At 60.5% G+C, this 12,536-nt stretch carries 12 protein-coding genes; all 12 read right to left on the bottom strand.

Annotated features, from left to right (window positions below):
* Positions 1-30: 30 nt before the first annotated feature.
* On the bottom strand, positions 31-870 hold the full coding sequence (locus tag ICA16_RS17460; protein ID WP_150617972.1) for an urease accessory protein UreD: 840 nt from the start codon (positions 868-870) through the stop codon (positions 31-33).
* 43 nt (positions 871-913) lie between these two features.
* Positions 914-1,612 carry an urea ABC transporter ATP-binding subunit UrtE gene (gene urtE / locus ICA16_RS17455; RefSeq protein ID WP_007950600.1) on the bottom strand — a complete coding sequence of 233 codons (699 nt, stop codon included), beginning with the start codon at positions 1,610-1,612 and terminating at the stop codon, positions 914-916.
* A gap of 115 nt (positions 1,613-1,727) precedes the next feature.
* A complete protein-coding gene (urtD, locus tag ICA16_RS17450; RefSeq protein WP_210701138.1) occupies positions 1,728-2,597 on the bottom strand; it encodes an urea ABC transporter ATP-binding protein UrtD in 870 nt (289 codons plus the stop codon).
* Entirely contained in the window at positions 2,594-3,673 is a 1,080-nt protein-coding gene (gene urtC, locus ICA16_RS17445) for an urea ABC transporter permease subunit UrtC (RefSeq protein ID WP_150602585.1), read from the bottom strand. Before urtC ends, urtD begins: the two co-directional genes overlap by 4 nt.
* Complete coding sequence (gene urtB / locus ICA16_RS17440; RefSeq protein ID WP_210701137.1) at positions 3,673-5,175, bottom strand: urea ABC transporter permease subunit UrtB; 1,503 nt, start codon at positions 5,173-5,175, stop codon at positions 3,673-3,675. The genes urtC and urtB overlap by 1 nt, the downstream gene beginning before the upstream one ends.
* A gap of 233 nt (positions 5,176-5,408) precedes the next feature.
* A complete protein-coding gene (gene urtA / locus ICA16_RS17435; protein ID WP_042557449.1) occupies positions 5,409-6,674 on the bottom strand; it encodes an urea ABC transporter substrate-binding protein in 1,266 nt (421 codons plus the stop codon).
* A 298-nt stretch (positions 6,675-6,972) separates the two neighbouring features.
* Positions 6,973-8,352 (bottom strand): PepSY-associated TM helix domain-containing protein, encoded by a 1,380-nt coding sequence (locus ICA16_RS17430; protein WP_210701136.1) that lies wholly within the window; start codon positions 8,350-8,352, stop codon positions 6,973-6,975.
* A gap of 136 nt (positions 8,353-8,488) precedes the next feature.
* Positions 8,489-10,609 carry a TonB-dependent copper receptor gene (locus ICA16_RS17425; protein ID WP_210701135.1) on the bottom strand — a complete coding sequence of 707 codons (2,121 nt, stop codon included), beginning with the start codon at positions 10,607-10,609 and terminating at the stop codon, positions 8,489-8,491.
* Positions 10,610-10,693: 84 nt separating this feature from the next.
* Positions 10,694-11,125 (bottom strand): DUF2946 domain-containing protein, encoded by a 432-nt coding sequence (locus ICA16_RS17420; RefSeq protein ID WP_210701134.1) that lies wholly within the window; start codon positions 11,123-11,125, stop codon positions 10,694-10,696.
* A gap of 21 nt (positions 11,126-11,146) precedes the next feature.
* A complete protein-coding gene (locus tag ICA16_RS17415; protein ID WP_210701133.1) occupies positions 11,147-11,626 on the bottom strand; it encodes a copper chaperone PCu(A)C in 480 nt (159 codons plus the stop codon).
* A gap of 48 nt (positions 11,627-11,674) precedes the next feature.
* Positions 11,675-12,073: a DUF2946 domain-containing protein gene (locus ICA16_RS17410; RefSeq protein WP_150602579.1), complete on the bottom strand. Its 399-nt coding sequence runs from the start codon at positions 12,071-12,073 to the stop codon at positions 11,675-11,677.
* A gap of 47 nt (positions 12,074-12,120) precedes the next feature.
* Positions 12,121-12,432, bottom strand: a complete 312-nt coding sequence (locus ICA16_RS17405) for a hypothetical protein (protein WP_150617965.1) — start codon at positions 12,430-12,432, stop codon at positions 12,121-12,123.
* Positions 12,433-12,536 lie beyond the last annotated feature (104 nt).

The following is a 12,536-nucleotide window of genomic DNA, read 5'->3' as shown; positions in this document are numbered from 1 at the left end:
GCATTTCAGGGTTCAAATGCGCAATGCATTTCAGGTGTTCCAGATTCGTGGGGGCTGGGCGTCGCGACCCAGCAGGGCGGGTCTGAGCAAACGCCATAAATCGATGAGCCAGGCCCGGGCGAGCAATGCTTCACTGGCCAGACACCGAGCGACCAATAGCCCCGGCAACTGCGTCAGATCCCCACGTACTTCGTGGCCCAGCGAACGACAACGCTCCAGCAATTCAGCATCAATTTCGCCGGTGACCAGCAATGTCGCAAACACCGGTTGCCCGTCCAGACCTATGGGCGAATCAAGCAAACCGTCCCCGCCGACAATGCGCTGTCGCTCATGCCAGAGCAATCGACCATCGCGACGAATATCCAGATGACTCTGAAAATGGCCCAGATCAAAGCGCTCGCCACTGGCCGGGCGGCCCAGCGCGACCACGTCCCAGTAGAACAACCGCGCATCGCCTTCAAGATCGATCGAGGTCGTTAGTTCTGCCTGCGCAGCGCTGTAGACGATGGTCTCTTGTGGCAACCATTCCAGCGTTGCCCCGGCAGCTACTTTCAAGTCCAGCTGCTGATACGCAGGGCCTGCCGCGCGGTACCATTTGGCCGCGCCGGGGCTGGTGATCTGCGCCCAGGCGTGCGCCTCGACGCGGGCGCTGATGTCCAGCCGATCACCGCCGGCAATCCCGCCAGGCGGGTGGACGATGATGTGTTGGCACACTTCAGGACCTTCGGCGTACAGATGCTTTTGCACCCGCAGCGGGCCGAGGTGACGGCGCATGACCGGGCGCGTGCAATCGCCGAAGCGCGCGTAGGCCAGCTCCAGCTCAGCGTGCCAGCTCGGGGTAAACAGGGCAGTGGAAATGGGTAAATTCATGGTTTGTAATTATCGTTAGGAAGCTACAGGTTAGATCGTATTGTTAAATCGTGACTAGCCCGCGCACACCTTCGGCCTCCATATTTTCGCCGCGACCCTGTTGCACGATCTCGCCTCGGGACATCACCAGGTACTGATCGGCCAACTCCGCGGCGAAATCGTAGAACTGCTCCACCAGCAGAATCGCCATGTCGCCACGCGCCGCCAGCTTCTTGATCACCGCACCGATCTCCTTGATCACCGACGGCTGAATGCCTTCGGTGGGCTCGTCGAGGATCAGCAGGCGCGGACGGCTGGCCAGTGCTCTGCCGATGGCGAGCTGCTGTTGCTGACCACCGGACAGATCACCACCGCGACGCTGTTTCATCTGCAGCAGCACCGGGAACAATTCGTAGATGAACGCAGGGACTTCCTTCGCTTCGCTGCCGGGAAACCGCGACAGACCCATCAGCAGATTTTCTTCCACGGTCAGCCGCCCGAAGATTTCCCGGCCCTGCGGCACATAGGCAATTCCGGCGTGGACCCGTTGGTGCGGTTTGAACGTGGTGATGGGTTTGCCTTCCCAATTCACCGCGCCTTCTTTCGCCGGCAGCAGGCCCATCAGGCACTTGAGCAGCGTGGTCTTGCCCACGCCGTTGCGCCCGAGCAGGCAGGTGACTTCGCCAACCTTCACGTCAAAGCTCAGGCCACGCAGGATGTGACTACCGCCGTAGTACTGGTGCAGCTTGTCGACTTGCAGCATGTCCAAAATCTCCCGAAATCCCTGTAGGAGCTGCCGCAGGCTGCGATCTGTTGATCTTGTTTTTGAAGAGCAAAGTCAAAAGATCGCAGCCTGCGGCAGCTCCTACAGGGTGACCTTAGCGGCCTAAATACACTTCGATCACCCGCTCGTTTTCCTGCACCTGCTCAAGCGACCCTTCCGCCAGCACGCTGCCCTGATGCAACACCGTCACGTGGTCGGCAATCGAGCCGACAAACCCCATGTCGTGCTCCACCACCATCAGCGAATGCTTGCCGGCCAGGCTCTTGAACAGTTCTGCCGTGAACTCGGTTTCGGCATCGGTCATGCCCGCCACCGGCTCATCGAGCAGCAGCAATTGCGGGTCTTGCATGAGCAACATGCCGATTTCCAGAAATTGTTTTTGGCCGTGGGACAGCAGCCCCGCCGGGCGATTGACCGAGGTGGTCAGGCGAATGGTGTCCAGCACTTCGCTGATGCGATCGCGCTGCTCGCCGCTCAGGCGCGCACGCAAACTGGCCCACACCGATTTGTCGGTTTTCTGCGCCAGTTCAAGGTTTTCAAACACGCTCGGCGCTTCGAACACCGTGGGTTTCTGAAACTTGCGACCGATGCCGGCCTGGGCGATCTGCACTTCGCTCATCTGCGTCAAATCCAGCGTTTCACCGAACCAGGCCTTGCCGTGGCTGGGGCGGGTCTTGCCGGTGATCACGTCCATCAGCGTGGTTTTGCCCGCACCGTTGGGGCCGATGATGCAGCGCAATTCGCCGACGCCGATGTACAGGTTGAGATTGTTCAGTGCGCGAAAGCCGTCGAAGCTGACGCTGATGTCTTCCAGGGTCAGGATCGTGCCATGACGGGTATCGAGGCCCGGGCCGACGCGTTGGCCGAGGCCGATGGAATCGCGGCTGGTGCCGGCGTCCTTGTTCGGCTCGACAGGAAAGAAGGCGGGTTCAAGCATGAATTCTGCGCTGGCCGTGACTCTCATGATTCACCTCGTTTTTTCAGCAGACCGATCACGCCTTTGGGCAAGTACAGGGTCACGATGATGAACAGCGCACCGAGGAAGAACAGCCAATATTCAGGGAACGCCACGGTGAACCAGCTCTTCATGCCATTGACCACGCCAGCGCCCAGCAACGGGCCGATCAAGGTGCCGCGTCCGCCGAGAGCGACCCAGACCGCCGCTTCAATCGAGTTGGTCGGCGACATTTCGCTCGGGTTGATGATCCCGACCTGCGGCACGTACAACGCACCGGCCAAGCCACACAACACCGCGCTCAACACCCAGACAAACAGCTTGAAACCGCGCGGATCGTAGCCGCAGAACATCAGACGGTTTTCCGCATCGCGCAGCGCGGTCAGCACGCGACCGAACTTGCTCTGCGCCAGACGCCAGCCGATAAACAGACTCGCCACCAGCAACAAAACCGTCGCCAGAAACAGCACCGCGCGAGTGCCGGGTTCAGTGATGCCGAAACCCAGAATCGTGCGGAAATTGGTGAAGCCGTTGTTGCCGCCGAACCCGGTCTCGTTGCGGAAAAACAGGAGCATGCCGGCGAAGGTCAGGGCCTGGGTCATGATCGAGAAGTACACGCCTTTGATCCGCGAGCGGAAGGCGAAAAAGCCGAACACCAGCGCCAGCAATCCTGGCGCCAGCACCACCAGACACATGGCCCAGAGGAAGCTGCTGGTGCCGGTCCAGTACCACGGCAACTCGGTCCACGACAGAAACGTCATGAACGCCGGCAGGCCATCGCCGGCAGCCTGACGCATCAGGTACATGCCCATCGCATAACCGCCGAGGGCGAAGAACAGACCGTGGCCCAGCGACAGCAAACCGGCGTAACCCCAGACCAGATCCAGCGCGAGTGCGACGATGGCGTAGCAGAGGATTTTGCCGACCAAAGTCAGGGTGTAAGCGGAGACGTGCAGCGCGCTGTCCGGTGACAACAGCGACAGCAACGGTAATGCGATCAGCAACGCGAGGATGACGACGCCAACCGCAATCGTGATTTTCGGGCCGGCCTTTTGCGTGGCCGTAACGAGCAGGGGCTGGTTCATCAGTCGATCACCCGTCCTTTCAATGCGAAGAGGCCTTGCGGACGTTTCTGGATAAACAGAATGATCAGCGCGAGGATCAGGATCTTGCCGAGCACCGCACCGATCTGCGGTTCAAGAATCTTGTTGGCGATGCCCAGGCCGAATGCCGCGAGTACGCTGCCGGCCAGTTGGCCAACACCACCGAGCACCACGACCAAAAACGAATCGATGATGTAGCTCTGGCCCAGATCCGGGCCGACGTTGCCGATCTGGCTCAGCGCTACACCGCCGAGTCCGGCGATGCCGGAACCGAGACCGAAGGCGAGCATGTCGACGCGCCCGGTCGGCACGCCGCAGCAAGCGGCCATGTTACGGTTCTGGGTGACGGCTCGGACGTTGAGGCCAAGGCGTGTCTTGTTCAGCAGCAGCCAGGTGAGGACAACCACAAACAACGCGAAAGCGATGATGACGATGCGGTTGTACGGCAGCACCAGATTGGGCAGCACCTGAATCCCGCCGGACAACCACTCTGGGTTGGCCACTTCGACGTTCTGCGCGCCGAACAGTAAACGTACCAACTGAATCAGCATCAGGCTGATGCCCCAGGTGGCGAGCAGGGTTTCCAGCGGTCGGCCGTAGAGGTGACGAATTACCGTACGCTCCAGCGCCATGCCGATCGCGGCGGTGACGAAAAATGCGACCGGCAATGCGATCAGTGGATAGAACTCGATGGCCTGTGGGGCGTAGCGCTGGAACATCAACTGCACCACATACGTCGAGTAGGCGCCGAGCATCAGCATCTCGCCGTGGGCCATGTTGATCACGCCGAGCAGGCCGAACGTGATCGCCAAGCCGAGTGCCGCGAGCAGCAGAATCGAACCCAGCGACATGCCGCTGAACGCCTGCCCGAGAACTTCGCCGATCAGCAGTTTGCGTTTGACCTGGGCGAGGCTGGTTTCGGCGGCGGTGCGCACGCTGGCATCGGTTTCGACTCCGGGTTCGAGCAAGCCTTCGAGTCGGGTGCGGGCCAGCGGGTCGCCGGTTTCACCTAGCAGACGCACTGCGGCAAGTCGCACTGCCGGATCGCCGTCGACCAGTTGCAGATTGGCCAGCGCCAGGCTCAGGGCCGCGTGGACACTTTCATCTTTTTCGCCAGCCAGTTGCTGGTCGAGGAATTTCAGCTGCGCCGGTTTGGCGCTTTTCTGCAATTGCTGCGCGGCGCTCAGACGGATTTTGCCGTCGGCGGCGAGCAATTGGTGGCTGGCCAGAGCGGTGTCGATCAGACCCCGCAGGCGATTGTTCAGGCGCAGGGTTTTCTGTTGGCCGTCGATGGTCAACTGGCCTTGTTGCAGCGCGTTGATCAGTTCGATACGGGCCGGGTCGGGCTGCGCGGCCCAGGTTTCCAGCAGTTTGGCTTGTTGCATGGGATTGGCGGCGACGAAGTCTTCGGCGTCGCCGGCGTGGGTGGTCATCGGCAGCAAGATGGCGATGGCGAGGATGAAGCGATAAAGGGCAGTGGGCATATTCAGTCGCCTTGACGCAGACATTGTGGGAGCAGGCTTTTGTGGCGAGGGGATTTATCCCCGTTGGGTCGCGAAGCGGCCCCAAATCCAGCGGTCGTGGTGTATCAGGTAGATCGCGTCGACCGATTTCGCGACTGCTTCGCAGCCGAACGGGGATAAATCCCCTCGCCACAAATGCCCGCTCCCACAGGGATATGTGTCGGGCCAAAAAGTCAGGCCCGACACCCAATGGCTCAGTTGCTCTTCACCGCATAATCCGGCTTCTTGTCGTTGCCATCGATAAACGGACTCCAAGGCTGCGCCCGAATCGGCCCCTCGGTCTGCCACACCACGTTGAACTGACCGTCGGCCTGAATCTCGCCGATCATCACCGGTTTGTGCAGGTGGTGATTGGTCTTGTCCATGGTCAGGGTGTAGCCCGACGGTGCGGCGAAAGTCTGGCCGGCGAGGGCTTCGCGGACTTTGTCGACGTCGGTGGATTTGGCTTTCTCTGCGGCCTGCGCCCACATGTGGATGCCGACATAAGTGGCTTCCATCGGGTCGTTGGTCACCGCTTTGTCAGCGCCCGGCAGGTTGTGTTTCTTCGCGTAGGCTTTCCAGTCGGCGACGAATTTCTTGTTCGCCGGGTTCTCCACCGACTCGAAGTAGTTCCACGCCGCGAGGTTGCCCACCAACGGTTTGGTGTCGATGCCACGTAATTCTTCTTCACCCACCGAGAACGCCACCACCGGAACGTCGGTGGCTTTCAAACCCTGATTGGCCAGTTCTTTATAGAAGGGCACGTTCGAGTCGCCGTTGACGGTCGAGATCACCGCAGTCTTGCCGCCAGCCGAGAACTTCTTGATGTTGGCGACGATGGTTTGATAGTCGCTGTGACCGAACGGGGTGTAGACCTCTTCGATGTCCTTGTCGGCCACGCCTTTGGAGTGCAGGAACGAGCGCAGGATTTTGTTGGTGGTGCGCGGGTAGACGTAGTCGGTGCCGAGCAGGAAGTAGCGCTTGGCGCTGCCACCTTCTTCGCTCATCAGATATTCAACGGCCGGGATCGCTTGCTGGTTCGGCGCGGCGCCGGTGTAGAAGACGTTCGGCGACATCTCTTCACCTTCGTACTGCACCGGGTAGAACAGCAGACCGTTGAGTTCTTCGAACACCGGCAACACCGATTTACGCGACACCGACGTCCAGCAACCGAACACCACGGCAACCTTGTCCTGGGTCAGCAACTGCCGGCCCTTTTCCGCAAACAGCGGCCAGTTCGAGGCCGGGTCGACCACCACCGGTTCGAGCATCTTGCCGTTCACGCCGCCCTTGGCGTTGATCTCGTCGATGGTCATCAGCGCCATGTCTTTGAGCGACGTTTCGGAGATCGCCATGGTGCCGGACAACGAATGCAGAATCCCGACCTTGATGGTCTCGGCTGCCTGGACAGTCCAGGTCATGCCCATCGCGGCAATGGATGCCGTGAGTGTGAAAGCCTTGATCAAACTGCGACGCTTCATTGTGCGATCTCCATGAACGTTAAAGTTTTTTATGGTTGGCAGATGCGGACGACTGAAGGGTGTTTTGCAAGGGCTGTGCCCGGTCGGGTTTGGGCAGGAAAATGTCGTGTTAGAGCGCTTGCGCTGCTGAGCTTTGCACCATGAAGGGACGCACATGAGGCGTTGGTGCAGGCGGTCGCGCCAGAATGGGGCGCGAACAATCCGTGTAGGAGCTGCCGCAGGCTGCGATCTTTTGATGTTGTTTTTCAAGATCAAGATCAAAAGATCGCAGCCTGCGGCAGCTCCTACATGGGGTGGATCAGGATGAAGTCGAGGCGGACTCGGTTTGCCTGCTCAGGCGCGACAGCAGCAGTCGATCCAGCAACCACACCACCACCAGCGAAGCCCCCACCAGCGGAAAAATCACCGCCAGTGCGAGCATGATCACCACGCCGGCTTTCCATTTCGGCAGGTCATGACGCAGCGGTGGCACGCCGAACTTGCCCTGTGGGCGGCGCTTCCACCAGATCACCACGCCACTGACGGCGCTGAGCAGAATCATCAGGCAGATCAGCAGCACGACGATCTGGTTGAAGGTGCCGAACATCTTGCCTTCGTGCAGCATCACGCCGATTTCCGTGGCCCGTGCCACCGTACCGTATTGCTCGAAACGCACGTCGGCGAGAACCTTGCCGGTGTACTGGTCGACATGCAGCGTGGCGTCATTGCGTGGGTCGTCGGCAAACACGGCGATGGTGAACACACCGGTCGCGGTGGTGGGCAGGGTGATGCTGTAGCCCGGTTCGACTTTGCGTTCAGTGGCAATGTTCTGCACATCTTGCAGGCTGATGCTCGGTGCGGCCGGGCCGGCCGGGGCGGCGCCGTGGGCCATGTGTTCGGCGTGGTCGCCGGACATTGGCATCGGCGTGTTTTCCATCGCCCATGGCACGGTCTGGCGGGTGGCGCTGTTGAGGCTGCGGGCCTCGACGTCGGAGGTCGGCACGTTTTCCCACATCGCCGCCGGGAACACGTTCCACACCTGCGCGTATTGCTTGCCCCAGAAACCGGTCCAGGTCATGCCGCTGAGCAGCATCACCAGCAGCAATGTCGCGCCCCAGAAACCGGTGACCGCGTGCAAGTCACGCCACAACACGCGGCCGCGACTGTTCAGGCGCGGCCACAGAATTCCTGCCGCCTGACCGCGCGGCCACCACAGGAAAACTCCCGACACCACCAGCACCACGCCCCAACCGGCGGCCATTTCGATCAGCCGGTCACCGATGGTGCCGATCATCAATTCGCCGTGGATGGCGCGGGCGATGGCTTGCAGATTCTGCTTGGCATCCTGCTCGCCGAGGATGTCGCCGTGGTACGGATCGACGAATACGTTCAGCTCCTGCCCGGCATTGGTCACGACAAATTGCGCACTGCGCTCGGCGTTTACCGGTGGCAGGTACTGGGTGATCTGACCTTGGGGATAAGCGCTTTTGACCCGTTGCAGCAGGTCGTCGGCGGGCACGGTGTGATGACCGGCCGGGACGTTGAGCAGGCTGCTGTACATCAGCGAATCGAGCTGGGGTTTGAACAGGTAAATGATGCCGGTCAGGGCCAGCATCACCATGAACGGCGCGACGAATAATCCGGCATAAAAATGCCAACGCCAGGCCAGGTTGTAGAAATTCGGTTTGGGCTTTTGCATCACGTTTGCTCCGCTGGGCGAATTTTTTTAGATCAAAAGATCGTCCGATCGCGGCCCGAGCCTTCGGCAGCTCCTACAGGATGTCCGCGCTCCAATGTAGGAGCTGGCGCAGCCTGCGATCTTTTGACTTTTTTTGTCAGAAACTCATGTCCACCTTGGTCCAGAGCGTGCGCCCCGGTTCATTGATGGCTTGCGGGTCGTTGGCCGGGTAGCCGAAACCGGCGTTGCCCGCCAGGTTCAGGTGTTCGGCGTAAGCCTTGCCGAACAGGTTGTCGACGCCGCTGCTGACCTTCCAGTTTTTGTTGATCCGGTAGGCACCGTTGAGCGAGAACACGCCGAAGCCCGAACTCTTGTCGTAATCCTTGCCGACCACGTTGCCCTTGTTCTGGTCGATACGGTTTTGCGCGGCAACCACCCTCCACAGTGCGCCGGCGCTCCAGTTGTTTTCGGTATAGGTCAGGCCCATACGTGCGTCCAGCGGCGGCATTTGTGGCAGGGCCGAACCGTCGCTGCTGTTCTTGCCCCAGGCGTAGGCCAGGGTCGCATCGGCTTTCCAGTTGTCGGTGAGTTTGTACGCGGCACCGAGTTCACCGCCCATGATCCGCGCGTCGATGTTCTCGGCGCGCGAAGTGCTCATGCCCATCATTCCCGGGGTGTAGTCGAAGAGAATGTAGTCGCGCACCACGCCGATGTACCCGGAGGCCCATGCCTCAAGATCGGCACTCTTGTAGTTCACGCCGAAATCCAGTTGGGTGGTCTTTTCCGGTTTGATCGAGTCGAACGCATTGACCGAGCCCGCAGGTCCCGACTTCGGCGAAAACAGCTCCCAGTAATCCGGGAAGCGCTGTGCGTGGCCAATACCGGCATAGAGCGTGGTCGGGCTGTCGGCCAGATCATGCTCGTAGCGCACGAAGCCGCTCGGCAAGGTGTCGGCGCGGGTGTCATCGGCGGTCAGGTTCGGTCGACTCATCATTCCCGAACCGCTGGTCTGCCGGTAATCCTTGGCCGAGGCGCGGTCAACGCGGGCGCCGGTGATCAGGCGATCACGGTCGGCGGCGTACCAGGTCATTTCGCTGAACAGGCCGTAGTTATGGAAATCGGCGTCCTTGTTGTAGGGCTGATCCTTGTAGGTATCGATGCCCATGCCGCTGCGCTGGCGGTGTTCGTTGGTCTGCGCGTCAAGGCCGGTGATCAGCTGAATGTCAGCCCAGCGCCACGTCGCTTTGATCCGTGCGCCAAGGGTGCGGCGGTCGACGTTGGATGCCATTGGCCCCGCCATCATGCCGGTGCCGGACGGGGTGCGCAGGGTGTAGTTGTCCATCACATGGTCGGCGTAGTTGTAATAGACCTGCGCTTCCAGCTTCTCCAGCACGTCGCTGATGTTGGATCTTTCGACGCGCAGGCCGAGGCTTTCACGCAGGAACTGCGAACCGTCCATGCCGCGTCCGGCGTAGCGGGCTTCACCATCACCCTTGCCGGCGGTGAGCTCGATCAGGGTGTCGGCGTCCGGCGTCCAGCCCACGGCGACATCGCCGTTCCACTTGTCGTAGCGCGAGGCGACGATGTCGTTGTTGCCGTCGCGGTAGTCGTCGGAGTGCGCGGTGTTGCCGATCACTCGCACGTAGCCCAATGGACCGCCGGCAGCGGCGTCGACGACTTTGTCGAAGCGCCCGTGGGAGCCGGCCAGAATGCTGGCGTTCACCCGCGTGCCGAGTTCGCCGAAGCTCTCCGGTTCACGGTCGAACAGCACGGTGCCGGCCGAGGCACCCGGGCCATAGAGCACGGTTTGCGGGCCTTTGATTACGGTGAGTTTGTCGTAGGTTTCCGGCGAGATGTACGAGGTCGGCGCGTCCATCCGGCCTGGGCAGGCGCCGAGCATCATGCTGCCGTTGGTAAGAATATTCAGGCGCGAACCGAACATGCCACGCAGTACCGGATCGCCGTTGGTGCCGCCGTTGCGCACCAGCGCAAAGCCCGGAATGGTCTTCAGGTAGTCGCCACCATCGCTGGCAGGCACTGGCTGGCGCGGGTCTTTGGGATTGGTGACGATGGTCAGTGGCGAGCTCGGGGCGATGGCGGTAATCACCGTCGGGCTCAGTTCTTCGCGGTGATCGGCGTGATCATCGGCCAGCACCAGCGGGGACAGCAGGATGCCGCAAAGGACGGCGATAGCGTGCCTGAAACGAATGCGCGATTCGTTCAAAGCGAAGGACGCCTGGGCAGAGCCCGAGCGGGGAACAGCAGAAAACCTGGACATGACAATTTCCATCAAGCAGTCGTAAACGACACGGCCGGCAGCCTGAGGCTGTCTTCTCAACCGTGTGCAATCAAAGGTGCGTGTTTACGCTGTGACGGGCGGGGCGCGGGGGCGGGCGCCGGGGAAGAAGGTTTGCCGGGCATGACCCAGGCGTGGCGAGGGTGAAGTGAAGGTGTTCAGCGGCGGGATATTGAAGGCAACGAAATCGCCGCCACCGGTCAGTGCCGGGCAATTGAACAGCAGGCTGCAATAGCCGCATTTTTCCCACAGCACATGCTGCGAGGATTGTGGCGGGCAATGTTCGGCGGCGGGTTTTGCGCCATGCCCGGAGTGATCCATGCCGGGCATGTCCATCGACATGTCCATGCTCATTGGCGCGGATGTCGAGGCGTGCTGATTCATCGGCATTGACTGAGAAATCAGTGGGCCGATGAAGATCATCAACATGGCGAACAGGGCGATCCAACTGCCGTGCTGACGGCGGTTGTCGATGGACCTGTCGCGAGGCGGGCGCATGGGTGCGATCAGCCGGGCTGATTACTGAGCGTGCGCGTGGGCCTTGGTATTTTCCGGCGGTTTCTTCTGCACGGCGACTTCGACGGTGACGTCCCCGGCCTTCTCGAAATGCATCGTCAGCGGGAAGCGTTTGCCGTCGCTGAGCAGGCTGCGCTCAGTCGGGTTGAGCAGCATCACGTGATAGGCCATCGGCGCGAAGGTCACGTTGCCGCCCGCAGGAATATCTACGCTCGGCACCTGCTGCATCTTCATCAGGTCGCCCTGCATCACATGCTCATGCAATTGTGCTTCGGGGGCGATGGGCGAGTCGACACTGAGCAAGCGGTCGGCGGTCTTGCCGGTGTTGTGAATCACGAAATACGCGGCAACCGTGGGTGCATTGGGCGGTAGCTCCTGTGACCACGGGTGGGCAATTTCAAGCTCGCCAGCCTTATATTCGTGGGCATGGGCGAAGCACGCAGGCAGCAACAGCGCAGCGATGACGATGAATTTGTTCAACATGGCAGTTCTCCAGAACGATTTGAAACGCAGATTAATTGCGCGAACAAATCAAACCAGAGGGGAGGCGCGGGGGTTCAGACTCGGCCATTGCTGGCGCGGCGTAGGGGCTTGCAATGAGGCGGGCGCCACACTGCGATTGCTTTCGAAACGCGCAAAATACAGCTGCGGTGCATGTCCCGGCAGCGCCACCAGCGGCGCTGAGCCCGAGCAACACCAGCAATGCTGCATGTTGGAATGGGTGTCATTCGGCGGGGCTTGCTGATCGGTGGTGCCGATGTTGATCGCCACCATTTTCGTCCCGCTGCCAGTGCAGAAACTGCTCCACAACAATTGCTCGGCCGGTGAATTGGCCGCCTGTGCCATCGCTCCCGTCATCGGCATGGCGAGCATGTTGAACAGCACTGCAAAGCAGGCAATCCAGGCAAGCGCGAGCCGTTGTCGGTTCATGGGACAGGTCCATAGGGTGGGCGATCAGGCGTGGCTATTTAGCCTGATCAGGGCCGATAAGTAAAAAAGCGTCGTGCGGTTTGGTGTCGCAGAGCTTCCTGCAAGAGTTTGAGAAGTCTGCGGCCCAGCTCGATTTCGCCGTTATAAATGAGTGTAGCGGCTTCGATTCGCATTGCCTGGGCGAAATCCGAGTCGCTTTCTATTCGTGCTCGGATGGTCTGCATGACGTCTCGGAAAGATACTCGGTTGAGTTGCCCATCGCCCGAGTCTTCGATCTCACAGGCCTTGATGTATTGGCCGAGGTCGGCAGATGTTGTGAGGTGATCCTTAACGTCGAAACGCAGGAATTTTTCTGACATTGGATGTCTATGCCTTTGGAATGAAAGACAGTGAGCGTAGATGCGGACGCTCGACGCTGACAGTCAGTAATTCGTTAAGTTGTTGTGGGCAGTATCTGGCGCGG

The organism is Pseudomonas anatoliensis, from assembly GCF_017976235.1.
GTDB lineage: Bacteria > Pseudomonadota > Gammaproteobacteria > Pseudomonadales > Pseudomonadaceae > Aquipseudomonas > Aquipseudomonas anatoliensis.
This window is presented reverse-complemented; position numbering and strand designations above follow the sequence as displayed.

What these genes read in the sequence shown, in the direction of transcription:
- urtD (WP_210701138.1), bottom strand. Translation starts at nt 2,597, where the DNA reads ATGAGAGTCACGGCCAGCGCAGAATTCATGCTTGAACCCGCCTTCTTT.
- ICA16_RS17415 (WP_210701133.1), bottom strand. Translation starts at nt 11,626, where the DNA reads ATGTTGAACAAATTCATCGTCATCGCTGCGCTGTTGCTGCCTGCGTGC.
- urtE (WP_007950600.1), bottom strand. Translation starts at nt 1,612, where the DNA reads ATGCTGCAAGTCGACAAGCTGCACCAGTACTACGGCGGTAGTCACATC.
- urtA (WP_042557449.1), bottom strand. Translation starts at nt 6,674, where the DNA reads ATGAAGCGTCGCAGTTTGATCAAGGCTTTCACACTCACGGCATCCATT.
- ICA16_RS17410 (WP_150602579.1), bottom strand. Translation starts at nt 12,073, where the DNA reads ATGAACCGACAACGGCTCGCGCTTGCCTGGATTGCCTGCTTTGCAGTG.
- ICA16_RS17460 (WP_150617972.1), bottom strand. Translation starts at nt 870, where the DNA reads ATGAATTTACCCATTTCCACTGCCCTGTTTACCCCGAGCTGGCACGCT.
- ICA16_RS17430 (WP_210701136.1), bottom strand. Translation starts at nt 8,352, where the DNA reads ATGCAAAAGCCCAAACCGAATTTCTACAACCTGGCCTGGCGTTGGCAT.
- ICA16_RS17420 (WP_210701134.1), bottom strand. Translation starts at nt 11,125, where the DNA reads ATGCGCCCGCCTCGCGACAGGTCCATCGACAACCGCCGTCAGCACGGC.
- urtB (WP_210701137.1), bottom strand. Translation starts at nt 5,175, where the DNA reads ATGCCCACTGCCCTTTATCGCTTCATCCTCGCCATCGCCATCTTGCTG.
- ICA16_RS17405 (WP_150617965.1), bottom strand. Translation starts at nt 12,432, where the DNA reads ATGTCAGAAAAATTCCTGCGTTTCGACGTTAAGGATCACCTCACAACA.
- ICA16_RS17425 (WP_210701135.1), bottom strand. Translation starts at nt 10,609, where the DNA reads ATGTCCAGGTTTTCTGCTGTTCCCCGCTCGGGCTCTGCCCAGGCGTCC.
- urtC (WP_150602585.1), bottom strand. Translation starts at nt 3,673, where the DNA reads ATGAACCAGCCCCTGCTCGTTACGGCCACGCAAAAGGCCGGCCCGAAA.